General features: G+C 64.2%; 23 protein-coding genes and 2 tRNA genes. 17 read left to right on the top strand and 8 right to left on the bottom strand.

Translation table 11 applies throughout. The features are described 5' to 3' along the window. Window positions 1-36: 36 nt before the first annotated feature. From guaA to SCD90_RS04010, 4 genes are all read left to right on the top strand, one after another. On the top strand, window positions 37-1,599 hold the full coding sequence (guaA, locus tag SCD90_RS04025; protein WP_319843351.1) for a glutamine-hydrolyzing GMP synthase: 1,563 nt from the start codon (window positions 37-39) through the stop codon (window positions 1,597-1,599). Between the two features lie 83 nt (window positions 1,600-1,682). After that, window positions 1,683-3,317, top strand: a complete 1,635-nt coding sequence (locus tag SCD90_RS04020) for a Na+/H+ antiporter (RefSeq protein ID WP_319843350.1) — start codon at window positions 1,683-1,685, stop codon at window positions 3,315-3,317. 17 nt (window positions 3,318-3,334) lie between these two features. Next, a complete protein-coding gene (locus SCD90_RS04015) occupies window positions 3,335-3,820 on the top strand; it encodes a cytochrome b (RefSeq protein ID WP_319843349.1) in 486 nt (161 codons plus the stop codon). A gap of 57 nt (window positions 3,821-3,877) precedes the next feature. Then, window positions 3,878-4,192, top strand: coding sequence for a polyhydroxyalkanoic acid system family protein (locus SCD90_RS04010; protein ID WP_319843348.1), 315 nt, complete (start codon window positions 3,878-3,880; stop codon window positions 4,190-4,192). Window positions 4,193-4,195: 3 nt separating this feature from the next. On the opposite strand, the gene SCD90_RS04005 is transcribed toward SCD90_RS04010, so the two are convergent. Together SCD90_RS04005 and SCD90_RS04000 are read right to left on the bottom strand one after the other, a co-directional pair. Beyond that, window positions 4,196-4,642 carry a DUF192 domain-containing protein gene (locus SCD90_RS04005; RefSeq protein WP_319843347.1) on the bottom strand — a complete coding sequence of 149 codons (447 nt, stop codon included), beginning with the start codon at window positions 4,640-4,642 and terminating at the stop codon, window positions 4,196-4,198. 13 nt (window positions 4,643-4,655) lie between these two features. After that, window positions 4,656-5,207, bottom strand: a complete 552-nt coding sequence (locus SCD90_RS04000) for a cold-shock protein (protein WP_319843829.1) — start codon at window positions 5,205-5,207, stop codon at window positions 4,656-4,658. A 245-nt stretch (window positions 5,208-5,452) separates the two neighbouring features. Here SCD90_RS04000 and SCD90_RS03995 point away from each other — a divergent pair, with 245 nt between their 5' ends. Together SCD90_RS03995 and sseA are read left to right on the top strand one after the other, a co-directional pair. Further along, window positions 5,453-5,893 carry a VOC family protein gene (locus tag SCD90_RS03995; protein ID WP_319843346.1) on the top strand — a complete coding sequence of 147 codons (441 nt, stop codon included), beginning with the start codon at window positions 5,453-5,455 and terminating at the stop codon, window positions 5,891-5,893. Continuing rightward, window positions 5,893-6,732, top strand: coding sequence for a 3-mercaptopyruvate sulfurtransferase (gene sseA, locus SCD90_RS03990; RefSeq protein ID WP_319843345.1), 840 nt, complete (start codon window positions 5,893-5,895; stop codon window positions 6,730-6,732). Before SCD90_RS03995 ends, sseA begins: the two co-directional genes overlap by 1 nt. On the opposite strand, the gene SCD90_RS03985 is transcribed toward sseA, so the two are convergent. Further along, window positions 6,716-7,855, bottom strand: coding sequence for an AI-2E family transporter (locus tag SCD90_RS03985; protein ID WP_319843344.1), 1,140 nt, complete (start codon window positions 7,853-7,855; stop codon window positions 6,716-6,718). The two genes, sseA and SCD90_RS03985, sit on opposite strands and share 17 nt — an antisense overlap. A gap of 129 nt (window positions 7,856-7,984) precedes the next feature. Here SCD90_RS03985 and metC point away from each other — a divergent pair, with 129 nt between their 5' ends. Next, a complete protein-coding gene (gene metC / locus SCD90_RS03980) occupies window positions 7,985-9,160 on the top strand; it encodes a cystathionine beta-lyase (RefSeq protein WP_319843343.1) in 1,176 nt (391 codons plus the stop codon). A gap of 52 nt (window positions 9,161-9,212) precedes the next feature. On the opposite strand, the gene SCD90_RS03975 is transcribed toward metC, so the two are convergent. Both SCD90_RS03975 and ssb read right to left on the bottom strand, forming a co-directional pair. Beyond that, window positions 9,213-9,476: a hypothetical protein gene (locus tag SCD90_RS03975; protein WP_319843342.1), complete on the bottom strand. Its 264-nt coding sequence runs from the start codon at window positions 9,474-9,476 to the stop codon at window positions 9,213-9,215. 142 nt (window positions 9,477-9,618) lie between these two features. Further along, window positions 9,619-10,173: a single-stranded DNA-binding protein gene (ssb, locus tag SCD90_RS03970; protein ID WP_319843341.1), complete on the bottom strand. Its 555-nt coding sequence runs from the start codon at window positions 10,171-10,173 to the stop codon at window positions 9,619-9,621. A 247-nt stretch (window positions 10,174-10,420) separates the two neighbouring features. Here ssb and uvrA point away from each other — a divergent pair, with 247 nt between their 5' ends. The 7 genes from uvrA (at window position 10,421) to SCD90_RS03935 (ending at window position 18,256) form a co-directional block, all read left to right on the top strand. Further along, window positions 10,421-13,300, top strand: a complete 2,880-nt coding sequence (gene uvrA, locus SCD90_RS03965; RefSeq protein WP_319843340.1) for an excinuclease ABC subunit UvrA — start codon at window positions 10,421-10,423, stop codon at window positions 13,298-13,300. A 218-nt stretch (window positions 13,301-13,518) separates the two neighbouring features. After that, window positions 13,519-14,001 carry a tryptophan-rich sensory protein gene (locus SCD90_RS03960; RefSeq protein ID WP_319843339.1) on the top strand — a complete coding sequence of 161 codons (483 nt, stop codon included), beginning with the start codon at window positions 13,519-13,521 and terminating at the stop codon, window positions 13,999-14,001. Between the two features lie 26 nt (window positions 14,002-14,027). After that, window positions 14,028-15,230, top strand: coding sequence for a BaiN/RdsA family NAD(P)/FAD-dependent oxidoreductase (locus tag SCD90_RS03955; protein ID WP_425265646.1), 1,203 nt, complete (start codon window positions 14,028-14,030; stop codon window positions 15,228-15,230). A gap of 109 nt (window positions 15,231-15,339) precedes the next feature. Beyond that, window positions 15,340-16,239 (top strand): polysaccharide deacetylase family protein, encoded by a 900-nt coding sequence (locus SCD90_RS03950; protein ID WP_319843337.1) that lies wholly within the window; start codon window positions 15,340-15,342, stop codon window positions 16,237-16,239. 9 nt (window positions 16,240-16,248) lie between these two features. Continuing rightward, window positions 16,249-16,557, top strand: a complete 309-nt coding sequence (locus SCD90_RS03945) for a hypothetical protein (RefSeq protein ID WP_319843336.1) — start codon at window positions 16,249-16,251, stop codon at window positions 16,555-16,557. Continuing rightward, the gene (locus SCD90_RS03940; protein ID WP_319843335.1) at window positions 16,554-17,609 is read left to right on the top strand and encodes a CobW family GTP-binding protein; all 1,056 of its coding nucleotides are present in this window, start codon (window positions 16,554-16,556) and stop codon (window positions 17,607-17,609) included. Before SCD90_RS03945 ends, SCD90_RS03940 begins: the two co-directional genes overlap by 4 nt. A gap of 182 nt (window positions 17,610-17,791) precedes the next feature. Continuing rightward, window positions 17,792-18,256 carry a hypothetical protein gene (locus SCD90_RS03935; protein ID WP_319843334.1) on the top strand — a complete coding sequence of 155 codons (465 nt, stop codon included), beginning with the start codon at window positions 17,792-17,794 and terminating at the stop codon, window positions 18,254-18,256. Window positions 18,257-18,399: 143 nt separating this feature from the next. Here SCD90_RS03935 and SCD90_RS03930 read toward each other — a convergent pair. Continuing rightward, window positions 18,400-18,474 (bottom strand) — tRNA-Glu (locus SCD90_RS03930). Between the two features lie 85 nt (window positions 18,475-18,559). Continuing rightward, complete coding sequence (recJ, locus tag SCD90_RS03925; protein WP_319843333.1) at window positions 18,560-20,374, bottom strand: single-stranded-DNA-specific exonuclease RecJ; 1,815 nt, start codon at window positions 20,372-20,374, stop codon at window positions 18,560-18,562. 115 nt (window positions 20,375-20,489) lie between these two features. On the opposite strand from recJ, the gene SCD90_RS03920 reads away from it, so the two are divergent. From SCD90_RS03920 to SCD90_RS03910, 3 genes are all read left to right on the top strand, one after another. Further along, window positions 20,490-20,581 (top strand) — tRNA-Ser (locus SCD90_RS03920). 532 nt (window positions 20,582-21,113) lie between these two features. After that, window positions 21,114-22,031, top strand: a complete 918-nt coding sequence (locus SCD90_RS03915) for a hypothetical protein (RefSeq protein ID WP_319843332.1) — start codon at window positions 21,114-21,116, stop codon at window positions 22,029-22,031. A 227-nt stretch (window positions 22,032-22,258) separates the two neighbouring features. Further along, window positions 22,259-22,930 carry an outer membrane protein gene (locus tag SCD90_RS03910; RefSeq protein ID WP_319843331.1) on the top strand — a complete coding sequence of 224 codons (672 nt, stop codon included), beginning with the start codon at window positions 22,259-22,261 and terminating at the stop codon, window positions 22,928-22,930. Between the two features lie 307 nt (window positions 22,931-23,237). Here SCD90_RS03910 and SCD90_RS03905 read toward each other — a convergent pair whose 3' ends face one another. Further along, on the bottom strand, window positions 23,238-25,193 hold the full coding sequence (locus tag SCD90_RS03905) for an ice-binding family protein (protein WP_319843330.1): 1,956 nt from the start codon (window positions 25,191-25,193) through the stop codon (window positions 23,238-23,240). Between the last annotated feature and the right edge of the window lie 50 nt (window positions 25,194-25,243).

The raw sequence follows: 25,243 nt of genomic DNA, 5'->3' as shown, positions 1-25,243 counted from the left end.
GTTGCAGCGGGCGCAGGATTGCCCTAACCCCTTGCCATGTTTGACGCCTCGCATCACGAACGCATCCTCATCATCGACTTCGGGTCGCAGGTCACGCAGCTGATCGCTCGCCGTGTGCGGGAACAGGGCGTCTACTGCGAGGTGGTCCCGTCTCAGAGGGCGGCCGAGGCCTTCGCGGCCTTCAAGCCCAACGGGGTCATCCTCTCCGGAGGCCCGGCTTCCGTCACGGATCTCGACACCCCCCGCGCTCCGGACATGGTGTTCGAGGCCGACATCCCCGTTCTCGGCATCTGCTACGGCCAGCAGACGATGGTTGCCCAGCTCGGCGGCGGCGTCGAGAGCGGCCATGAGGGCGAGTTCGGACGCGCCGATATCGAAGTGGTCGAAGATTCCAAGCTGTTCGACGGCATCTGGGAGAAGGGCCACAAATACCCCGTGTGGATGAGCCATGGCGACCGCGTGACCGCGCTGCCGCTCGGCTTCAAGGCCATCGCCGTCTCGGAAGGTGCGCCTTATGCGGCCATCGTGGACGAAGCGCGCCGCTATTACGCCGTGCAATTCCATCCCGAGGTCGCACATACGCCCGACGGCGCGCGCCTGCTGCGGAATTTCGTCCGCGAAATCGTCGGCCTGAAGGGCGACTGGACCATGGCCGCCTTCCGGCAGGAAGCGGCCGCGAAGATCCGCGAACAGGTCGGCTCCGGCCGCGTGATCTGCGGGCTGTCCGGTGGCGTCGACTCCGCGGTGGCTGCCGTCCTCATCCACGAAGCCATCGGCGACCAGCTCACCTGTGTGTTCGTGGACCATGGGCTGCTGCGCAAGGGCGAGGCCGAACAGGTCGTCACCCTGTTCCGGGACCACTACAACATCCCGCTCGTACATGTTGATGCATCAGAGGTTTTCCTTCGGGAGCTGTCCGGCGTGTCGGACCCGGAGCAGAAGCGCAAGACCATCGGGCGCCTGTTCATCGATGTCTTTGACTCCGAAGCGGCCAAGGTCGGTGGCGCGGACTTCCTCGCGCAGGGCACGCTCTATCCGGACGTGATCGAGAGCGTCTCCTTCCATGGCGGCCCGTCCGTCACCATCAAATCGCACCACAATGTGGGCGGCCTCCCCGACCGCATGAAGATGAAGCTCGTGGAGCCGCTCCGCGAACTGTTCAAGGACGAGGTTCGCGCGCTGGGCCGTGAACTCGGCCTGCCCGACGGTTTCGTCGGCCGGCATCCCTTCCCCGGTCCCGGCCTCGCCATCCGCATTCCCGGCGAGATCACCCGCGACAAGCTGGACACGCTACGCGAGGCGGACGCCATCTATCTCGAAGAGATCCGCCGGGCCGGACTTTACGATGTGATCTGGCAGGCCTTCGCCGTGCTTCTCCCGGTCAAGACTGTTGGCGTGATGGGCGATGCCCGCACCTACGACAACGTTCTGGCGCTGCGGGCCGTCACCTCGACGGACGGCATGACGGCCGACTTCTTCCACTTCGACATGAACTTCCTCGGACGCGCCGCCACCCGCATCATCAACGAGGTGCGCGGCATCAACCGGGTGGTCTACGACGTCACGTCGAAGCCTCCCGGCACCATCGAGTGGGAATAGGCAGAACCGTCTGCGCCCGCATCGGCGGGCGCAGATCCTGAAGGTCTGATCGGCAAACACGGCGTCCCGAAAGGCAGCGGTGCGTGGACACGATTTCCATCGTCCTGATCCTGCTGTTTGCCGTCGTGGTCAGCGGCTCGCTGGTGCGGATGCTGCCGTTCGCAGTGCCGCTTCCGCTGGTGCAGATTGCGCTGGGTGCCGCCCTCACCGCCGTCGCGGATGTCGGCGTGACGCTCCACCCCGACATCTTCTTCCTGCTGTTCATTCCGCCGCTGCTGTTCATCGATGGCTGGCGAATTCCCAATGAAGCCCTGTTTCAGGACATCGGCTTTATCCTTGAGCTGGCGCTCGGCCTCGTCGTCCTCACCGTCCTCATCGTCGGGCTTCTGATCCACTGGCTGATACCGGCAATGCCGCTGGCGGTGGCGTTCGCTGTGGCCGCCGTGGTGTCTCCGACCGATCCGATCGCCGTGTCCGCGATCACGTCGCGCACGCCGATCCCCAAGCGCCTGATGCACATCCTCGAAGGCGAGTCGCTGCTGAACGACGCGTCGGGTCTCGTCTGCCTGCGCTTCGCCACCGCCGCCGCACTGACCGGCACCTTCTCCCTTGTCGATGCATCGCTCACCTTCCTGTGGCTGGCCATCGGAGGTATCGCGATCGGAGTTGCCGTGACCTGGGCGGCCGCTACCGGGAAAAGGTGGATGAACCAGCACTACGGCGAGGAGCCGGGTGGCTATATCCTCCTCACGCTGCTGATCCCGTTCGGCGCCTACATCCTGGCCGAGGAGATGCACTGCTCCGGCATCCTTGCCGCCGTTTCGGCCGGCGTATCGATGAGCTATTTCAGCACTTGGCAGGAAGCGCGCGCCTCCACGCGGCTGCGCGGGACCGCCGTGTGGGACACCATCCAGTTCGCGGCGAACGGCATCATCTTCGTCTTGCTCGGCGAGCAATTGCCGGGCATCGCGAACGGCGCGATGGAGAGCGTCCGACAGGCCGGCGACAGCAATCCGCTCTGGCTCGTCGTCTACATCGTGGCCATCAACCTGGCTTTGATCGCGCTGCGGCTCGGCTGGGTCTGGGCTTCCCTCACCTTCTTCCTCTTTCGCGCCGGAAAACGGCAGGAGGCGGTCGCGCGGCCAAGCTGGCGCCTTGTCCTTGCGACCTCGATAGCCGGCGTTCGCGGGGCAATCACGCTTGCCGGCGTGCTGACGCTTCCGCTCATCATGCCGGACGGTTCGGACTTTCCCGCTCGAAACCTCGCAATTCTGCTCGCATCCGGCGTGATCATTCTCTCCATGGTGATCGCGAGCTTTGCGCTTCCGCCGCTTCTCTGCGATCTGGAACTGCCGCCCGATCCGTCGCGTCAGGACGAGGAAATACAGGCGCGCATTGCTGCGTCGGAAGCCGCCATCCGGGCGATCAGGCATCGCCAGCACCAACTCGCCGAGGGCCGTGAGGATGCGGACTTCTATGCAGACGTCGCGGCCCGCGTGACGGATCTTTACCGCCAGCGCATCACCTCTCGTCAGGCGGTGTCCGGAGAGCAGCCGACCGTCGTCAGGCTCGAGGAAGCGGAGCGGCAGCTTCGCCTGTCCGCCTTGCGGGCGGAACGCGAGCAGATCCTGCGCTTGCGCCGCCGCCGTCAGATCGGCGAGGAGGCGGCCCGCAAGCTGGTACGCGAGATCGACTACATCGAAGCCCGCTTCAGCTGACACCGGGAGGTTTGGCCATGGACCGCAGTTATGACGGCTTCTCCAAACTTCTCCATTGGAGCGTCGCCGTTCTCGTCGTGGTGCAGTTCGCCACGGGATGGACCTGGGGCTATTTCGAGCGCGGGACCGATCCGCGCTTCTACCTGTTTCGCGCCCACCTGATCTCCGGCTACGCCATTCTCGCGCTCGCTGTCGTGCGGGTGCTCTGGCGCTCCGTACATGGCTTCCGCGCCTTGCCGGACGGAATGAGCCCGCCGACGGCGCTTCTCGCACGCGCCACGCATGTCGTGCTCTACGCTGCGATCCTCGTGCAGCCCATCATCGGGATCGTGGTGACGACAGCTTTCGGCAAGTCGCTCGGCCGCTTGCCGAACACGGTGCACATCACCCTCGCCTATGTGATCTTCGGCCTCGTTGCGCTGCACGTTCTTGGCGCGCTCTGGCACCATTTCGGCAGGCGTGACGGCCTGCTGTACCGGATGCTCCCGGTGCGCCGAAGCTAGGCCTTGCCTCGCAAAAGCGGCACGGCTCCCTATCTCTTGAGCAGATCAGGAGACGCCATGAAGAAGCCCGTCGTCGTCACCCTTCCCCACCAGCACACGCGCGGCGAGGCCGTCCGCCGCATCCGCGAAGGCCTGGACAAGGCGAAGCCGCAGCTTGCCGCCTACACCTCCACGCTGGAAGATCAGTGGGTCGGGGACGATCTGCACTTCCGCATGGTCATGATGAAGCAGGAGGTCAGCGGACGGATCCATGTCGAGGACCAGCAGGTCCGCGTCGAGGTCGACCTTCCGTGGATTTTGGCGACCATCGCGGAGAAGGTGCGCGGGCAGATCGAGAAGCGCGGATCGCAGATCCTGCTGCCGAAGAAGTAGACCCTAGCCCTTGATGATCGCGTGCTTTACCCGCGATCCCCGCTTGATCCCGAGCCGGGCAGAGGTGCCGGCCGGAACCTCGAGAACGAACTGCACCGGCGTGCCGGAGTCGATCATGCGCTCGGACAACGGGGTTGCCTTCTCCTCGATGCGGCGCACCACGCCGTCCGTGCCGACGAAGATGATGTCGAGCGAGACGTAGGTGTTCTGCATCCAGAAAGAGACGTTCTGCTCTTGGTGGAAGTCGAACAGCATTCCCCGGTCGACCGCCAGTTCCCGCCGGTACATCAAGCCCTGGGCGCGCGAGGCATTGTTGTCCGCGATCTCGACCATGAAGCGGTGAGAACCGGATGACGTCTCGACGGTTAGAGGCGTCAGGGATTGCGCGTGCGCCTGCGGCATCACGGCCCACAGGCATGCGAAGGCAATGAAGGCAGCGATCAGGCGCATGGAAGAGGTCCAGTCAGTGCGACGCGGGAAGATGACCTTCACCATCGGGCATGACTTCGGCGGCCATAAGGCCTTTCGGTCCATCGCCGTAGCGAACGAGCACCGTCGCGCCGGGCTTCAGCTCCGTGAGGCCGTAGCGGCGTAGGGTTTCCATATGGACGAAGATGTCGGGCGTACCCTCGCCGCACGTCAGGAAGCCGAAGCCCTTGGTCCGGTTGAACCACTTGACCTCGGCGCGCACCACGGGGCTGGTCGGCACCACATGCACATGGGTCCGCGGCGGCAGTTCGGCCGGATTGATGGCTGTTGATGTGTCCATCGACACCACGCGGAACACCTGCAGCCCCTTGGAGCGGACTTCGGCCTCGCAGACGATGCGGGTGCCTTCGCTGGCGGTCTGGAAGCCATCGCGGCGCAGGCAGGTGACATGCAGAAGCACATCGGGCCCGCCATCATCGGGCACGATGAAGCCGTAGCCTTTGGCGACGTCGAACCACTTGATGAATCCGCTGACCTCTACGAGTGCGAGGCCGCCCTCGCTTTCGCCGGTCTGCTGTTCGGGCATTCCGCTGCGCCCGTGCAGCCCTTCAGAACCCATGATAGCCGCCGCTCAGCACGGGCGTTGCGCCCGCATATCAAGGGTTGAGGATAGCAGCCCGCACGGCCCGGCAAAGCGAAAAGTGGCGGCATCGTGGCATAAGTGCCGCATTGTTGCAGGCTTGCACAGGGCGCGACGGTTGAGCCTCATCCCCTTGAGAACGCGGAGGAAGCGCATAGTTTCCCCCGCAACGGCACGTTTGGAGAATCGCCATGCGCTATCTGCACACAATGGTCCGCATCAAGGATGTGGACGCCTCGCTGGATTTCTATTGCCGCAAGTTCGGCATGGTCGAGACGCGCCGCAAGGAGGTGCCGGCCGCCCGCTTTACCCTCATCTTCCTTGCCGCGCCGGAAGACAAGGACGCGGCGCTTGCCGGCAAGGCACCCGAACTCGAGCTCACCTACAACTGGGATCCGGAGGAATACGGCGAAGGCCGAAACTTCGGCCATCTCGCTTTCGAGGTCGACAACATCTACGAGACCTGCGACCGCCTGATGCGGGAAGGCGTAACCATCAACCGGCCGCCGCGGGACGGGAACATGGCGTTCGTGCGCTCACCGGACAACATCTCCATCGAGCTCCTTCAGAAGGGCCCTGCTCTGCCGCCGCAGGAGCCGTGGTCTTCCATGCCCAATACGGGCAAGTGGTGATGAGCACGGGAACCCTTGTTTCCACCGACTGGCTGGCCGCCAATCTCGGCCAGCCGAACCTGTCCGTGGTCGATGCCAGCTGGCACATGCCGGATGCCGGACGCGATGCCGCAGCCGAGTTCCATGAGCGGCACATTCCGGGTGCCGTTCACTTCGACATCGACAAGGTGGCGGATCCTTCCTCTGGGCTTCCGCACACCTTGGCCGACGAGGCGCACTTCGCGGCTGCAGCCGGTGCGCTCGGGCTGTCCGAGAACCGGATCATCGTCGTCTATGACAGCGCCGGGCTGTTCTCGGCTCCACGGGTGTGGTGGAACCTGAAGATCATGGGCGCCGAGCATGTCCATGTGCTGGATGGCGGCTTGCCGAAATGGCTTGCAGAGGGTCGTCCGGTGGAGAGTGGCGAGGCCAATCCCGAGGCGGTCACCTTTTCTCCTCGCCTCGATCATGGCGCCGTGGCGCATGTGAATGATGTCATGGCGGCGCTGGATGCCGACATCCAGATCGTCGATGCACGCTCGCCCGGACGCTATCGCGGCGAGGAAGCCGAGCCACGCCCCGGCGTGAGGCCCGGCCACATCCCCGGCAGCCACAACGTCCACTACCGGACCTTGCTAGCCTCGGATGGGCGCCTCAAGAGCCGCGAGGAACTGGCGGAGGCCTTCGGCGCCGGCGGCGTCGATCCCACGCGCCCGATCATCACCACCTGTGGCTCCGGTGTATCAGCGGCCATTCTCGCCTTGGGCATCGAGCAACTCGGCCATGAAGTGCCTCGCCTGTTCGACGGCTCATGGGCGGAATGGGGCGGCCGGCAGGATCTGCCTATTTCTCAGGGCTAGAGCTGTCCTTGTGCGTGGAGGTGGAGAGGAACTGGCCCACCGGTTCCAGCCCCTCCACGTGGTCGGAAAACACCTTGATCATCACCAGGATGGGCACCGCCATCAGCGCGCCGATGATGCCCCAGAGCCACCCCCAGAACGCGACCGAGATCAGGATGGCGACGGCGTTCATCTCGAGCCGGCGCCCAACGATCATGGGCGTGAGGAACTGCCCCTCGATGATGGCCACGACGGCATAGATCGCGGGCGCGAGCAGCGCGTAGCCGATGGTCGGGAACGAGACCAGCGCCACGACGAACACAAGGCCGCATCCGACCAGCGCGCCAAGATAGGGAATGAAGGCAAGGAAGAACGCCAGCACGCCCCAGAGAACCGGGTTTGGCATTCCGAGAAATGCCATGCCGATCCCGACCGCGCCGCCATAGGCCACGTTGATGAACGCGATGGTGAGGAGATAGCGCGAGACCTCGCGCTCGATGTCCCTGGAGATGTGCACCGCGCGCTTCTTGTCCTTCATCGTCGGCAGCACCTTGACCAGCTTCTCCCGGAAGAGGTCTCCCGCCGCGAGCAGGAAGAGCAGCAGGACCAGCGTCAGGCCGAGTTTGGTGGCGATGGCCGGCATGCCCGTGGCCGCCCGGTTGAGGATGCCGGGCTGCTTCATCACCACTTGCTGCACGTCGGGATCGTCCTTGCCGCCGAGCTCGCTGACCTGCTCGTTGACCTGCGCTACGAAACCGAAGGAGCTGCGGAGAACAGACAGCTTCTCCTCGATCTGCTGACCGATGCGCGGGGCGTTGTCGATCCAGCCGCTGATCGGCCCGCTAAGTGAATAGCCGCCGACGCCGATGAGTGTGAGCAGTGCAACCACGATCACCGTCGCGGTGATGCCGGGCATGATGCCGAACCGCTGAAGGAACCGGACGATCGGGCTCAGCAGAACCGCGATGAAGAAGGCCAGCGCGATCGGAACGAGCACGTCTTGCGCAAAGTAGAGGGCGCCCGTCAGCAGGATGAGAAAGATGCCGATGATCGACGTGCGCACCAGCCCCTGCATGGATACGATCAGCGGAGCGGCGCGGTCGGCGGAGCCGGTGGCACTTTCATCGGCTTCGTTCTTTTGCATCTTCGTCCCAGCTGGAGTGTACCCTTCAGGGCAACGTGTCGGGGGTCATGGTGTTCCCGTGGTTGATCCGGGGGATCGCGCCGGGCACAAGGATGGATAACACCCTCTCCTCGGGACCGCTCCATCGCCATGGCCGATCATCTGAAATCCGGAAGCACCTCCGGGCCGAACACCCGCCTGGTCAGCGCCGGGCGACGCCCTGCCGACCAATTCGGCTTCGTGAACACGCCGGTCTACCACGGCTCCACGGTGCTCTATTCGAGCGCCGACGACCTCTACGCGAACCGAAACAGGTACTCGTATGGCCGCCGCCATTCGCCCACCATCGACGCGCTCTGCGACGCGCTGACGGAGCTGGAAGGTGCGGCCGGCACGGTATTGGCTCCATCGGGGCTTGCTGCGGTAACGACGGCGATCCTGGCTGCCGTTTCCGCCGGCGACCACATGCTGGTGGCCGATAGCGTCTACCACCCCATGCGCCATTTCTGCGACGGCGTGCTGAAGCGCTTCGGCGTGGAGGTCTCCTATTACGATCCGCTGATCGGGGCCGGCATCGCGGAGCTGATGCAGCCGAACACAAAGGCCGTGTTCACCGAAAGCCCGGGCTCTCAGACCTTCGAAGTTCAGGACATACCGGCCATAGCCGGGGCGGCGCACGCCAGAGGCGCCCTCGTGCTCATGGACAACACATGGGCCACGCCGCTTCTGTTCGATGCGCTTGGCCATGGCGTCGATCTGTCGATACAGGCCGGCACCAAATATGTGTCCGGCCATGCCGACGTGCTGATCGGCTCGGTGTCGGCCAATGCGGCGGCCTGGCCGCGCCTGCGCGACACGCATGGCGATCTGGGGCTCACGGTTGGACCGGACGACATCTATCTTGCGACGCGCGGACTGCGCACGATGGGCCTCCGGCTAGAGCGGCACCACGCCTCCGGACTCGCCATCGCCCGCTGGCTTCTCGAAAGGCCCGAGGTACGGCGCGTCATGCATCCGGGGCTTGAGGAAGATCCCGGCCATGCAATCTGGAAGCGGGATTTCCGTGGCGCTTGCGGGCTGTTCGGCATCGAACTCGAACCAGTGGAGAACGCGCGTGTCCGCCGCTTCCTTGATGCTCTCGCCTTGTTCGGGATGGGCTACTCATGGGGCGGCTATGAAAGCCTGATCGTTCCGTTCGATATCTCGAAGAGCAGGTCCCTGCCCTCGGTCTTCGAAGGTCCGACCTTGCGCATCCACATTGGGCTGGAAGACGTCGCGGACCTCACCGCAGATCTGGACCGGGCGCTTGCCGAACTTAGGACATAAAAAAAGCCGGCCATCCTCGGATGGCCGGCTTTTCTGTGAGTCCGCTCGAAACTTAGCGAACGGGCTTCTTGATCTCGTCCTGGTTCTCGTTGGTCGGCGTCGCGCCGGTACGCTGGGACTCGGAGTTCTCGATCTGGCTCGGAGCAGTCGGCTTGGCAGCGGTCGCGTCGCGGCCCATCTGGCTCTCCTTGGCACCCTCGATCTGCGAAGCCTCGCGGCCCATATCGGAATTGATCGTGGAAGACGGGGACGTCTGCGCAAGAGCCGGAGCAGCCGCAAACATCATCAGAGCAGGAACAAGCAGGATCTTCTTCATCACATTCTCCTTCGAAGTGGCGCCGCAATTGAACGCCTGATTTGCGAGAACAACCGTCTATGTGACAAAGAGTTCCAGAATCTCCGCCAAGTCGATCTGCTCCTTTTATAGGCAAACGGTGGGCTAACCGCTGAGCAAGAGACTAGAACGGAATTTCATCATCGATGATATCGCCCATGCGGCCGCCGCTGCTTCCGCCGCCGCCACCATAACCTCCACGGCTTTCACCGCCACCACCGCCGGAAGGCCGTCCGCCGCTTCCGCCCCCGTAGCCGCCACCGCCACCTGAACGGCCGAAGTCACCCCCACCGCCATATTCATCCTCGCCGGAGCCGCCGCCCGCACCGCGGCCGTCGAGCATGGTGAGGACGGAATTGAAGCCCTGCAGGACCACCTCGGTCGAATACTTCTCGACGCCTTGCTGATCGGTCCATTTGCGGGTCTGGAGCGCACCCTCGATGTAGAGCTTTGAGCCCTTCTTCACATATTGCTCGACCACCTTCACCAGCGGTTCGCTGAAGATGACCACGCGGTGCCACTCGGTCTTCTCCTTGCGCTCACCGGAATTTCGGTCACGCCAGCTCTCGGTCGTCGCGAGGCGCAGATTAGCGATACCCTTGCCGTCCTGCGTGCGGCGGATTTCCGGATCGGCGCCGAGATTGCCGATCAGAATGACCTTGTTGACACTGCCGGCCATGACCATCTCCTGTCCGTAAATGTTGGGCACCCTATTGCCCGGACGCTTCCTCGACAACAGGCGCATGACCGGGAGCGGGCGGTTATCCCCTCCGCCGAAACGCCTCGACGGCGAAGTGGCGGCGCATCTTCGTTCTTGCTATGTTCTTAGATGCGGCGACTCGCGGGCGCAAGACTTCTATGGTGTATTGCTACTACTCCCACTCTCCACGGAAACGGCCGGCGCAAGCCCGGCCTCGGGCTGTTTGATGACCGGCAAGACGATCTCCATTCGCGGAGCACGCGAGCACAATCTCAAGAACGTCGATCTCGACATCCCCCGCGACAAGCTGGTGGTGATGACGGGCCTGTCCGGCTCCGGCAAGTCGTCGCTCGCCTTCGACACCATCTATGCCGAGGGCCAGCGGCGATACGTCGAAAGCCTGTCGGCCTATGCCCGCCAATTCCTGGAGATGATGCAGAAGCCCGATGTGGACAGCATCGAGGGGCTCTCGCCGGCCATATCCATCGAGCAGAAGACGACGTCGAAGAACCCACGCTCGACGGTGGGCACCGTCACCGAGATCTACGACTATATGCGCCTGCTGTGGGCGCGCGTAGGTATTCCCTATTCGCCTGCGACCGGCCTCCCCATCGAGAGCCAGACCGTCAGCCAGATGGTGGACCGCGTGATGGCCTTGCCGGAAGGCACGCGCCTGTTCCTGCTGGCGCCGGTGGTGCGTGGCCGCAAGGGCGAGTACCGCAAGGAGATCGCCGAATTCCAGAAGAAGGGCTTCCAGCGGCTCAAGGTGGACGGCGAGTTCTACCCGATCGACGAAGCGCCGGTGCTCGACAAGAAGCTGAAGCACGACATCGACGTGGTGGTGGACCGCATCGTGGTGCGTCCGGACATCGCGGCGCGCCTGGCGGACAGCTTCGAGACGGCTCTCGGGCTGGCGGATGGCATTGCCTTCATCGAATATGCCGGCGAGAAGGATGACAAGGGTGCGGGCAAGCGCATCACCTTCTCGCAGAAGTTCGCCTGCCCCGTCTCCGGCTTCACCATCGCCGAGATCGAGCCGCGGCTGTTCTCCTTCAACAATCCGTTCGGCGCCTGCCCCGTTTGCGGCGGCATCGGCCACGAAATGCGCATCGACGCCGCGCGCATCGTGCCGGACGAGACGCGCACGCTGAAGGGCGGCGCCATCGCGCCGTGGGCCAAAAGCACCTCGCCATTTTACGGACAGACGCTAACCTCGCTCGCCAAGCATTACGGCTTCAAGCTGACCACGCCGTGGAAGGAACTGCCGGAGAAAGCGCAGGAAGTGATCCTGCGCGGTTCGGGCAATGAGAAGATCGGGTTCGTGTATGACGACGGGCTGCGCGCCTACGAGACGCGCAAGACCTTCGAGGGCGTCATCACCAATCTCGAGCGCCGCTGGAAGGAAACCGACAGCGACTGGGCGCGCGAGGAGATCGGCAAATATATGGGCGAGACGCCCTGTGCGGCCTGCGGCGGTGCGCGCCTGAAGCCGGAAGCCTTGGCGGTGAAGATCGGGATGCGGACGATCTCGCAGATCACGGAACTGTCGGTCACGGCGGCCAGTGACTGGTTCATCGCCCTGCCCGAGCAGCTGACTCCCAAGCAGAACGAGATCGCCGGACGCATCCTCAAGGAAATCCGCGACCGCCTGCGCTTCCTGGTCGATGTCGGCCTCACCTATCTCACGCTAGGCCGCGCCTCTGGCACTCTCTCCGGCGGCGAAAGCCAGCGCATTCGGCTGGCCTCGCAGATCGGCTCCGGCCTTACCGGCGTTCTCTATGTGCTGGACGAGCCGTCGATCGGCCTGCACCAGCGCGACAATGAGCGCCTGCTGGAAACGCTGAAGCGGCTGCGCGACCTCGGCAACACCGTCGTGGTGGTCGAGCACGACGAGGACGCCATCCGCATCGCGGACTTCGTGGTCGATGTCGGGCCCGGCGCCGGCATTCATGGCGGCCAGATCATCGCCCAGGGCACGCCAGAAGACGTGATGGCGCACCCGGACAGCCTGACGGGCAAGTACCTGACAGGCGAGATGTCGGTGCCCATCCCCAAGACGCGACGCAAGTTCGACAAGAAGCGCACCCTGAAGGTCACCAATGCGCGCGAGAACAACCTCAAGAACGTGACGGCGGAGATTCCGCTCGGCACCTTCTGCTGCATCACCGGCGTGTCGGGCGGCGGCAAGTCGAGCCTGCTGATCGACACCGTGTTCAAGGCGGTGGCGCGCCGCCTGAACGGGGCGAACGACCATCCAGGCGCGCATGACGAGTTGTTCGGGCTGGAGCACCTCGACAAGGTGATCGACATCGACCAGTCGCCGATCGGCCGTACGCCGCGCTCCAACCCCGCGACCTATACCGGGGCGTTCACCCCCATCCGGGACTGGTTCGCGGCCTTGCCGGAGGCAAAGACACGCGGCTACCAGCCGGGCCGCTTCTCCTTCAACGTCAAGGGCGGACGCTGTGAGGCCTGCCAGGGCGACGGCGTCATAAAGATCGAGATGCACTTCCTGCCGGACGTCTACGTCACCTGCGACGTCTGCAAGGGTCGGCGCTACGACCGCGAGACGCTGGAAGTCCTCTATCGTGGCAAGAGCATAGCGGATGTTCTTGACATGACCGTTGAGGAAGCAGCCGAGCTTTTCAAGGCGGTGCCGTCCATCCGCGACAAGATGCAGACTTTGGCCCGCGTCGGGCTTGGCTACGTCAAAGTCGGCCAGCAAGCGACCACGCTTTCTGGCGGCGAGGCCCAGCGCGTGAAGCTGTCCAAGGAGTTGTCGCGCCGCGCCACGGGCCGCACGCTTTACATCCTCGACGAGCCCACAACCGGCCTGCACTTCCACGACGTCGCAAAGCTGCTGGAAGTGCTGCATGAACTGGTGGACCAGGGGAACAGCGTCGTCGTGATCGAGCACAATCTCGAAGTCATCAAGACCGCCGACTGGATCATCGATATCGGCCCCGAAGGCGGCAATGGCGGCGGTGAGATCGTGGCAGCGGGCACGCCGGAACAGGTGGCCAAGGTGGAGCGCAGCCATACCGGCCGCTTCCTGAAGGGCGTGCTGGCTGCGCGGCAACGGCCGAAGGCAGAGGCTGCGGAGTAAATCCGGCGCTCGTCGCGGTGATCGGTCGAAGCATATGGCGCTGTCCGCTGCTCGAACAATCTCCCGCGACGATGCGGTCCCAGCCTCAAATCCGCCGACCCACCAACTTCGTGGAGTTTCAGCACGGTCTAACGGCTACTGGACGAACACGGCCGGATCGTAGTATTTCCGTCGCACAATCAGGGGAACTGCTGAGCCTTGACTTCAGGATTGCTGGCATGTGGCTGAACAGGACGGACTGGCGTGGCGCCGTTGCAGGCGCGACGCTGCCGCTCATCGTGGCGGCTCTTGCCTATGGATTGATGTTCGCGACGGGCATCGGCCACGACAGTCCCGCCTTCGCCAAACTGCCGTTCGATCCAAGTGGCCGCATCTCCGTCGTGATCTGGGTCGTGCTGTTCTCGTTCTACGGGATCACGCGGTGGTTCGCGTGGCGCCACGGCGATAGCGGCAGGCGCGCGGCCCATCTTGTCGAAGCACTGATGGCCTGGGCCCTGCTCTACACCTTGATCGCAGGTGCTCTGTCACCATTCTGGCTCGATGTGGTGAACATCGGATCCCTGTTGTTCGGCATCTTCGTCGCCTCGCAACTGGTCCGTATTTCGCGCTTCATCGCGGCATGGCTGGTGCCGACTTTCCTGTGGAAGGTGCTGGCGGTCGGTCTAGGACTTGCTCCGATGCTTGGCCTTGTCTGGCGCTGAACGACCGGTTGAAAGAGGCCCCGCCCCTGAAGGCCGCCATCATCGGCGCCGGTCCTGCGGGCCTGATGGCGGCAGAGGTGCTTGGAGGGTCTGGCGTACAGGTCACCGTGTTCGAGCGGATGCCCAGCCCGGCGCGCAAGTTCCTGATGGCCGGGCGTGGCGGGCTCAACCTGACGCATTCGGAAGTGTTGGAGACCTTTCTCGACCGCTACGGTGAGGCAGGAAGGGCTCTTGAGGCGGCCGTGCGGAGCTTCCCTCCATCTGCCTTGCGAGATTGGGCGGAAGCGCTCGGCGAGAGCACCTTCGTCGGAAGCAGCGGGCGCGTGTTCCCACGCAGTTTCAAGGCCTCGCCCCTCTTGAGGGCTTGGCTCAGGCGGCTCAACGCCTTCGGCGTGCAGATCCGCACGCGCCATGAATGGCACGGATGGACGCCGGAGGGAGCGCTTCTCTTCCATACCCCGGAGGGGCCGCAGCAGATCAGGGCCGATGTCACGCTCCTGGCACTTGGCGGCGCGAGTTGGCCAAGGCTCGGCTCGGACGGCGGCTGGCAGCCGCACCTCGCCATGCGCGATATCGCGCTTGCACCGCTGCAAGCTGCGAACAACGGCATCAACATTGCGTGGTCGGAGGTGTTCCGGGCGCGCTTTGCCGGCCACCCCCTGAAGCGCGTCAAGGTGATGGTCGAAGGACACGCGTCCGAGGGCGAGTTGATGGTGACCTCGTCCGGCCTTGAGGGCGGTGCGGTCTACGCACTGTCTACGCCGCTTCGGGCGGCTCTGGCCGGCGGCATGGCAGAGCTGGAGATCGACCTGAAGCCGGATCTTTCCGAAGGCGAAATCTCAAAACGCCTCAGCCGCCCAAGTCGGCGTGACACGCTGACGAACCGGCTGAGAAAGGCCCTAAACCTGCAGCCGGCGCAGATTGGCCTGCTGCGGGAATCCGCTGGACGAGACCTGACCGACGATCCCGACGCGCTTGCCGCGCTGATCAAGCGCACGCGGCTAGAATATGTCGGAATGCAGGGCCTGGAACGTGCGATCTCCACCGCCGGCGGCGTCAGGCTGGATGAAATCGACAGCCATTTCATGCTGAAGAAGCTGCCGGGCACCTTCGTGGCCGGCGAAATGCTCGACTGGGAAGCGCCCACCGGCGGTTACCTGCTGCAGGCCTGCTTCGCCACCGGCGCCGCGGCAGCCGAGGGCATGAAGGGATGGCTGCAGAACGCCTGATCCACGGGCGCCGCTGCATGACAATTGCTCTGGCCAGACCAGCCGCCGTTTGCCAGTCTTCCCGCGCTGTTGCCTTCTGAGCCAGCGGTTTCACGACGGGAGAACGAACATGGCCAAAGAGATCTTCGTGTCCTACGGCATCGACGTCGACGCGGTGGCGGGCTGGCTCGGCTCTTATGGCGGCGAGGACAGCCCGTGCGACATCTCCCGCGGCGCCTTTGCCGGCAGCACCGGAAGCCTGCGGCTGCTGCGTCTCTTCGAGAAGTGGGGCATCAAGACCACCTGGTTCATCCCCGGGCACTCCATCGAGAGCTTCCCCGCCGAGATGAAGGCCGTGGCCGATGCGGGCCACGAGATCGGCATGCATGGCTACAGCCACGAGAACCCCATTGCCATGACGCCGGAGCAGGAAGAGGCGATCTTCGACAAATGCGTGGAGCTGATCACGCAGCTCTCCGGCAAGCCGCCGCGCGGCTATGTGGCGCCGTGGTGGGAGTTCGGCTCCAAGACGAACGAGTTGCTGAAGCAGAAAGGCATCAAGTACGACCACTCGCTGATGCACAACGACCACCACCCCTATTACGTGACGGTGGGCGACGAGTGGACGAAGATCGACTATTCGCAGCACCCATCCACCTGGATGAAGCCCTATACGCGCGGCGAGGAAACGGACCTCATCGAGATCCCCGCCTCATGGCACCTCGACGACTTGCCGCCCATGATGTTCATTAAGGCCGCGCCGAACAGCCATGGCTTCGTCAGCCCGCGCGACATCGAGGATACGTGGCGCGACCAGTTCGACTGGGTCTACGAGAACTACGATTATGCGGTATTCCCCATCACCATCCATCCGGACGTTTCGGGCCGTCCCCATGTGCTGCAGATGCACCAGCGCCTGTTCGACTACATGAAGGGTCATGACGGGGTGAAGTTCGTCACCATGGAGGAGATCGCGGAAGACTTCGCGGCGCGCTTCCCGCGCAGCGGAACCGCGCGCCCGCAATCCTGAGGCAGCGCCATGTGCGGGCTTTGCGGCGCTTTCGCCGGTGCCGATCACTGGACCAGCGGAGGCGCGGCACCGGAGGGCGTCATGCCGGCGGCCGACCGGCGCGCCCGTGCCGCCCTGGCCAATGAGGTGCTGGGGCTCTACGGCCTCAAGCTGGATGAGTGGGCAGGCCGCTTCACGCTCCGCTCGCACACCGGCAAGATGAGCTTGGTGGATCACTTCGGCGCCATCTGGCCGGAGGCCGAGCGGATGACACGCCGCCCCTGCGACCCGCTGGACCCCTCGTTGCTGGACCGGCTCGAAGCCCGGCGCGGCGGATGAGCACCTTAACGGAGCCGATCACTGTCAACGTGCTGACCGGCTTCCTGGGCGCCGGAAAAACCTCGCTGCTGAACCGGCTGCTCCGCCTGCCGCGCCTCGCCGGCACCGCCGTCATCATCAACGAGTTCGGCGAAGTCGGACTCGACCATCTCCTGGTCGAGACGATGGACGACGACATCGTTCTGCTGAAAAGCGGCTGCATCTGCTGCACCATCCGCGGGGACCTGAAGGACGCCCTGCTCTCGCTTCTGGAGCGCAGCCGCCGTGGCGAGTTGCCGTCGTTTTCGCGGGTGGCGGTGGAAACCACCGGCATTGCCGATCCCGCTCCCATCGTGGCCACCCTGAGCGCCGATCCGATGCTGCGCCACCATTTCCGCATCGGCAACATCGTCACGGTTGTGGACGTGCCGAACGGACTCTCCAACCTCAGTGCTTATCCCGAAGCCCTGCGCCAGGTGGCGGTGGCGGACCGCCTTGTAATTAGCAAGACAGATCTCGCTCAAGGAGACGCGGAGGCTGCGCTGCACGCGCGGCTGTCGGCCATCAACCCCACGGCCGAGATTCTACCGTTCTCGGAGGATCTCAGGCCCGATGACGCGATCTTCCTTCATGATGTGCACGATCTCGCGGCCAGAGGCTCGGAGGTCGCGCGCTGGCTGCACGCGGCATCATCCGGGGGGCACCACCACCACCCTCACGATGTGAACAGCCACCGCGACATACGCGCCTTCGTGCTGACCACTGACCAGCCGCTGCACTGGCCGCGCTTCGCGCTGTGGCTGTCCATGCTGCTCAACAGGCATGGGGAGAGGGTGCTGAGGCTGAAGGGATTGCTCGCCATCGAAGGTAATGACAGCCCGGTCGTGATCCAGGGCGTTCAGCACCTGATCCACAAGCCGGTCCATCTGCAGCGCTGGCCCGATGGTGTCAGCGGCACGAGGATCGTCGTCATTGCCCGTGGCCTCGATGAGAAGTCGGTTCAGCGTTCTTTCAGCATCTTCAATGGCTTGCGGTATGAAGATAACATTGATGATGAGGTGACGAGCGCCTGATCGACCGCGGCGGGTCATCGGCCGCAGCCCTGCATGTGTTCGGCGTCGCCCTATGGAAAGGCCAAGATTGGAACACGAGATAATAACGATAGAGCGGACGGCGCGAGGTGCTGGCCCGGCCTTGTGAAGGAAGAGCTCTCGGGCATGGTGCGCGCTGCCCTCCTGGCTTGAAGGAGGCAAAGATGACGCCGTTAGAGATCAGTGTCCTGCTGCATCACCATGGCAGCCGTGCGCCGTTCTATTGGAGCCATTGCCCCTACTACCCCGATACGGTCAAACGGTTGATGGAGCGAGGTTTGTTGGAGCCGGACCCGGGCGATGTCTGGGAGGACCGCCCCGGCCATTTCCGAATGGCGATCAACCAGCCGACCTATCGGGCCACTGCCGCTGGCGCCGCTTATGTCGAGCGATTGCTGACGCTGCCCACCGTTCCCGCGGATGTCACAACCCCGCCAGAGCGCTTCCGGCAGGGCCGTACGGCGCCCCGGAACGTTTATGATGGCGACGAACCCGTATTCGTGGCGAGTTCTACGAAGAAGGCCGCCGAGTACGTGGCGTTGCTAAATGCAGGTTCGGCGATATCCGCTGCCAGCAGACATGATGTGCAGGCCGACATGGGCAAGCGTGCCAAAGGTCCGGGTTTCTGAGACCGACAGAACGATTCCCAGCAGCCAGCTCCATTCCAGTAGAAGCCGGGATGAGGCGAAGAACGTGAACGCCCCTCCGGAGGGGCGCCGCTGGTCGCGGATCGCGCCTCACCCACTGATAACACAATCCAATTCGGGGTGATTGGCGCGCCCTACGGGAGTCGAACCCGTCTTTTCAGCGTGAAAGGCTGACGTCCTAACCGATAGACGAAGGGCGCGCGGCGCGGGCGTCTTATAGGGCGCGGTTTGCTGATCTGGCAACGCGTTTGGTGCGCTGCGGGCCAGAAAAATCACCGTTCTGTGTCAGTTCCCTGCGGAAGCGGCATCGATCACCCGGAGATCGACCTTGTTGCGTCCGCCCCAGTCATCGATCTGCGCGGAGCCGGCGAGATGGACGCGGCGTCCGACATGCGACAGCAGCCCCTTCCCCAATGGCCGCTCCTTCGCGCGGAAAGCTATGGCCCGCATCTGCGTGCCGTCTGCCGCCTTGAGGCGCAGCCGCAGATGGCCGGACGATCCTACTTCGTCCACGGACAACAGCAGCAGATCGGACAAAGCGAGCACCGGCTCCGGATTGCCGGCTCCGAACGGCCCAGCCTGCGCAAGGTCCGTGCAGAGTTCCGGCTGGAGAGCGGCAGCGCTTACCAGGCCATCGATCTTGAGAAGATCCGCCGACCGGGCCGTCGCCGTCGGGGCAGCCAGTTGCTCGTTCAGGAACGCCGCGAATGTGGGAATGCCTCCGGGAGGGACGGTCACGCCTGCGGCCGCGGCGTGCCCTCCGCCTTTCAGCAGAAGGCCAGCCTCCACCGCCGCACGGACCGCGGAGCCGATGTCGACGCCGGGAATCGAACGTCCGGACCCTGTGCCGCGCCCATTCGCGTCCAGAGCGATGGCGAAAGCGGGACGCTGGCAGCGCTCCGCGAGGCGCGCGGCGACAAGGCCGACAATTCCCGGGTGCCAGCCCTCACCGCTCACCAAGGTCACGGCCCCGCTCTCCGCTTCGGCCTGCTCGCAAGCCTGGGCCAGGACGGCAGCCTCTATGGCCTGACGCTCCCGGTTCAGCGTGTCCAGTTCCTCTGCGATGGCGCGTGCCTCGGCTTCGTCTTCACAGACAAGCAGCCGGGCGCCAAGGTCTGCGCGGCCGATCCGGCCGCCGGCATTGATGCGGGGACCCAGCAAGAAGCCCAGATGGTAGGGGCTGGGCTGGCCGCGCATTCCGGCGAGGTCTGCCAGGGCGCGCAGGCCGGGACGCCGCCGCTGCGCAAGAGCCGCCAATCCCTTGCCGACGAAGGCCCTGTTGACGCCTGTCAGCGGCACCACGTCCGCTGCCGTGCCGAGCCCGACAAGATCGAGCAGGCAGAGCAGGTCCGGCTCGGGCCGTGCAGCGGTCCAGAACCCGCGCTGGCGCAGCAGTCGGTTGATGGCGACCACGGCCAGGAAGGTGACGCCCACAGCGGCAAGATGCGTCTGGCCAGACAGGTCATCGGCGCGCTGCGGGTTCACCAGTGCGTGCACCTCCGGCAGGGTCTCGCCGGTCTGGTGATGATCCAGCACCACGACATCGAGGCCGAGCGCCACGGCCTCTGCAAGCGCAGCATGGCTGGTCGTGCCGCAATCCACGGTGACGAGGAGGCGTGCGCCCGCTTCCGCAAGACGCCCGATGGCTTCGGCGTTCGGCCCGTAACCTTCGAAGATGCGGTCGGGAATGTAGATCGTGTGCGTGGTGCCCGCGTGCTGCAGCAAGGTGGCCAGCACCGCCGAGGATGTCGCGCCATCGACATCGTAGTCACCGAAAATAGCGACGTGCTCACCCGATTCCACGGCACGGGCGATGCGCTCGGCAGCGGCCTCCATTCCGGTGAGGCTGTAGGGTTCCGGCAGCATGGTGCGCAGATGGGGGCTGAGATAGGCCTCAACCTCATCAAGCCCCACGCCACGGCCGACGAGGACGTCCGCGGCCAATGGCGACAGGCCATGCCGCTGATGCACCGCGAGCGCGGTGGCGCGGCCCCGCACATCCAGCCGGTGTGTCCAGGTGCGGCCGGCGAACGATTCGCCCACGCCGAGCACAAGGTTTTCCATTTCGGGTGAGGAACTGAAGGCGTGTCGCGCGAGCATGCATCGACCATGCGCGCTTTTTGCTGCTTCGCTCAAGAATCCGCGGTGCGGAGCTGTCATGATGCGCGCAAGTCTCGTTGACCGGCGCGGGCGCACCCTGTACCAAACACCTGCCGGAGACGTGGCCGAGAGGCTGAAGGCACTCGTTTGCTAAATGAGCAGACCCCTAAAAGGGTCTCGAGGGTTCGAATCCCTCCGTCTCCGCCACCTTCCCTAAGTGCATGTTTTGTTACGGGAGCGGCGGGTTCAGGCCCTGGCCTTCGACTCGAAGGCTCCCGCCAGCCTTTTTGGGCATGGTTGCCGCGTGCGGCATGATGGCCGCTGCGCGGTTGCAGGTCATCTGACAACTGGTTTGCTGTAAACCGCTCGCAGCTTCGACGATCCTGGCATCGCGCGCGGCATTTTGGATCGTACTCCCCGCCGTGAGCTGCCAGGGCTTGCGTGCCCGACACGCGGCTTATCGACGAGCTGCAGGAGATCGCGAAAGACTGCCGCTCCCCGAACTTCGCCCTGATCTCGACCTGTGTTGCCGCTGTGCATCTATTAAGAAGCGTTGCCCCATGATACTAAAGTTGCAGCAGAGGCTGGGGGGCAACTGCGCTGGCCGAAACTCGACTGATATACGGCCAGGTTCTCTCTGATTGTGAGACAAGGGGCTGCCATTCTATATGTGGCAGCCCTGCCCTGCCGTTCTCCATGAGACCTTTGAAATCACACCGACAATCGCAGTCTGCTGGGCATGAACAGAACGATCACGATCACGGCCATGCACCGGCCGCATCTTCTATGGGAGATGCTGCAGTCGCTTGTCGCCAATGAGCTCGATGGATGGACCATTCACGTCGGGGTTGAGCCGAGCTCTGCGGCCGGTGAGATCGTCCAGATCTGCGAGAGCATGCTAGGCGCCCGCGCGGACGTTCGAGTGAATGATCGGGTCTTGGGAATCAGCGGCAATCCGTACGAGGTCCAGCGACGTGCCTTCGCCAGTGGATCGCAGGTCAACCTCTATCTGGAGGAAGACCTTCTGGTTGCGTCGGACGCGACGCAGTTGGCGCTGTGGTACGCTGAAAATCATCGACCGAACTGGCTGTGCCTGAACCTCCTGGCGACGGTCTGCGGCTCGACCGGCTCCTTGTCTGAGCCGAACTGCCCCAGCCTCCTGTTCGAGAACCGCACCTTCAACTCGATCGGTTTCGCACTCCGGCACCAAGAGTGGCAGCGTTATATTGAGCCGGTCTGGGAGCGGACCTTAACTCCGCGCCGGCTGAAGGGCCGTGCAGACTGGAGGGTGGACTGGGGCTGGGATTGGGGGATCCTCGCCCTGATGGCAGAACAGCGTCAGCTTGCCTCGGTGCAGCCCGTATTGGCGCGGGCGACACATAACGGACCGGAAGGGACCTACTGCAGAACGGCCTTCCATGAGGAAGCATTCGGCGGCCTCCCGATGGCGGATGGAAGGCACGAGTTCCAGCTGGAACAGGTGGTGAACCTGCCGCGGAGCGTCCGGTCAATTATCGGCCTTCAACAAGAGCAACTGATCCTTCGGGGTCAGCTACCGCGCTCTCTGATGGTGAAGCTAAGACGTGAAAGCGAGCGAGCGATGAAGGGCTTGAGTTCGCGCTCCCTTCGCCAAACCACGGTCAGCGATAGCGAATAGATCTCGTCCTCCCGGTCGGCCGCCCTCTCCGCCATAGACCCGGGTGGTCATCGAACGACGATGAAGGGGCCCAGGTACTGGGCGAGCCCTGAAATCGAAACATGTTTTCACGACCCGCTGCTTGCGCTGATACTGCGAGTTTTATCTATTCGTGAAGTTGTGGCCCGAGGATCACATACAACTCCCGCAACGATGGGTAGTGTGCAGGCCTAATCATGAGGCCAATTATGCTGCGCACTCTGCTTCTCGCTTCCGCCGCTTCCGTCTTGATTGCTGGTGCAGCAGTGGCGGCTGATATGCCGACCTATCCCGTCGAAACAGCCGAGGTTGCACCTAGCGATTGGGCCGGCTTCTATGCAGGCGTTCACATCGGCTTCGGCTTCAGCGACTACGACTTCATCTCTTTGGAAGGTGGCGAAGGAGGCAGCTATGGTGGCCTGGACCTCGACGATGAGGATGGCATCATCGGCGGCGGTCAGGTCGGCTACAACATGCAGTTCGGGCGCTTCCTGCTTGGTGTTGAGGGCGACATCGCTGGCACCGGGATCGAGGCAAACGATCTGGACGACGAAGACGGTTTCTCAATCGAGACGCGGATCAACTTTATCGCCACTGCCCGCGGTCGGCTCGGCTTCACCTTCGACAATCTTCTCGTGTACGGCACAGGCGGTGCCGCGTTCGTCAGCTTTGAGGCTGACTACCCTCCCTTTGCTGACGACGATATTGCATTCGGCTGGGCTGCCGGCGGCGGCGTTGAGTGGCGCTTCATGGAGAACGTCTCGGCGAAGATCGAATATCTGCGCATCGAAGCCGATGCGGAAGATCTCGCGCTTGAGCCGGACACGGATGTCGACATCAAGCTCGACACCATCAAGGTGGGCCTGAACTACCACTTCTGAGACACGAAAGAGCGATCTTCCTGAGCATTGTTGAGATGCCCGCTGCGATCTAACCCGCTGCGGGCATCATGCGTTTCTGGGAGTTGGTATGATCTAGGCCCCGTACCAGCCGACGCCGAGCCCTTCAACCGCAGCGGGAAGCTGGTAGTGCGGCCCACGCAGCCAAACGCCGGACGCCGCGGTCGCCGCCTCGATATGAGCTTTGCTGATCGCCGCCCGAAGCTGCGTTGCATACGCGTGTGGGTGCGGTGATGCCAGAAAGGCCGGGCGCGTGTCCCTCACGCCGGCACGCCCAGCAAGCATCTTCTCACCAGGCGTAGGTCAGGCGCGCGCTCCCGGAATAGGCCTGGCTTTCCTCCGCCAGTCTGCTGTCGAACAGCGCGGCCGCCGAAAAGCCTCCGCCCAGCCCGATCTCGGCGCCTGCCGACAACAGAACGGCATCCTGGGCCGGTTCGGCTCCGTTCACTGTGAATTCGGAGCCCGGAAGGGCGATGAAGCCGGCGTCGATGCTGATGTCCGACCACTCGTCGTGGGCCCAGGCCACCTTGCCCCGCAAGGTCAGGGACGACCGGTCGGATAGCGTGAACCGGTGCCCAACCTTGAATCCAAGCTCGGTGTGGACATTGGTGGTGGTCTGCTCCTCGAAGCGCAGCGCGAACACCGATGACCCGGCTTCCGCCTCTTCCTCGTAGTCCGGGGTTTGGAAGGCCTGCACCTGGAGTGCGCCATAGGGGGTGAACCAGCTGGCGCCCGGCAGTGCTCCGAGCTCCGGCAAGGCGATCCGGTATCCCGTTTCCAGTCGTCCGGCCACGTCATAGGCCGAGAAGCTGGACGTCAGGCGATCGGTGCCATCGAGGGTGATGGTCCGCTCCGTCGATACATCGTTCCACGATCCGGCGATGGCGCCGGAGACATAGGCGCGATCGAAGTCGGTGCGGGCATAGAGCGCGGCCTGTACGAAATCGCTTTCGCCGCCGCCCAGACCGCCCGACAGGGCGAAATCGCTGGTGCCGCCTCCCATGGAGAAGCCGATGCGCGTGTCGGGGGTTACCCGGTAATCGACGCCGGCGGCGATGCCATAGGTGTCGATCGAGCGGCTGCGGGTTTGGCCGGATTCCCCGTCGGTGTCGCTTGTGTCGCCGTAGGCCGATGCCCAGACGTTCCAGCGGCTTGGATCAAGGCTGCCAGGGGCCTTGTCGAAGGATTCGAAGGCCGGGCTTGCCGCAACGGCACGGCTTTCGCCGGCATAGCCGAGAGCGCGTACGGTGCCGGGCCTGTCCACCGGTGTGTTGTCGCCGAACGGACTCCCGTCGTCGTCCAGATGGCTGAAGACCTGCGACAGGAAGGAGTTCATCGCCTGCATGCCGGCGGGGGCCACGGCAGTCGCCGCTTCACCGGACAGCTGGGAGAAGGCGGCCGCCAGTTCCTCGGGCGACAGGAAGGCGAGAAGGTCCGCGAAGGCGGCGGGCAGTGTGCCACCGCCGGCGACGAAATCATCGATGGCGTCCGCGACCGCCGTCTCGTTGTCGCTGGCTGTCGGGGAGATCACCGAGCCGAACTCGGCTTCGTCCAGCACGCAGATCGAGATGGTGTTGGTATCGAGGACCACCGCGCCGTTCTGCGCCAGGGCCGCGCCGCAGGCGATGTCCGCCCCGGTGTTCAGGGTGATGCTGGTCAGCGCAAGGATCTGGCCTGTGAAGGCCGTGTCCGTGCCGAGCGTTGCCGACGCGCCCACGACGAAGAAGACATTGCCGCCCTGCGCTCCGTTGATCAGTGCCACCGAGGAACTGCTCGCCGTGGTCAGGCTGCTGCCGACATTGATGATGAAGGTGGCGTTGGGGTTGCCCTGCCCGTCGAGGGTCAGGGTGCCGGTGAGCTGTGCGGCAGCCTCATAGGAGTAGACGCCGGATGTCAGCACCAGTCCGCCGAGATCCTGACCTGTCAGGTCACCCGAACTGGGCCGGCCGCGCAGCGAATTATAGGCCGTGGTGAGATCGCTCTGCGCCTGCTGGGCTACCCCGTCGGTCACGTATGTCGTGTAAGGCGCGGTCACCAGGCCCGGCGGGAAGCCCGTCACGCTCGAGCCGGGATAGACCCCGATATTGCCGTTGATGACGCTCGTGCCGGTGTTGGTGATCGCCGCGCCGGCCAGGATGGCAAAGCTGTCGAGGCTTTGCGCCTGAGCATCGCCGACGCCGCCTGAAAGAGCGGTCAACGGCACCAGGGCACACACCGGCAGGCTCAACAGGCGCAAACGTGACATCTCGGCTTCCTCTCAAGGCAGGCCCGGTCCCGATGCGATCGAGGTTGCGG

This window comes from Terrihabitans rhizophilus (genome assembly GCF_033898525.1).
Classification (GTDB): Bacteria; Pseudomonadota; Alphaproteobacteria; order Rhizobiales; family Methylopilaceae; genus Flaviflagellibacter; species Flaviflagellibacter rhizophilus.
Note: the sequence above shows the minus strand (reverse complement) of the source record. Positions and strands in the feature narration are given on the sequence as shown.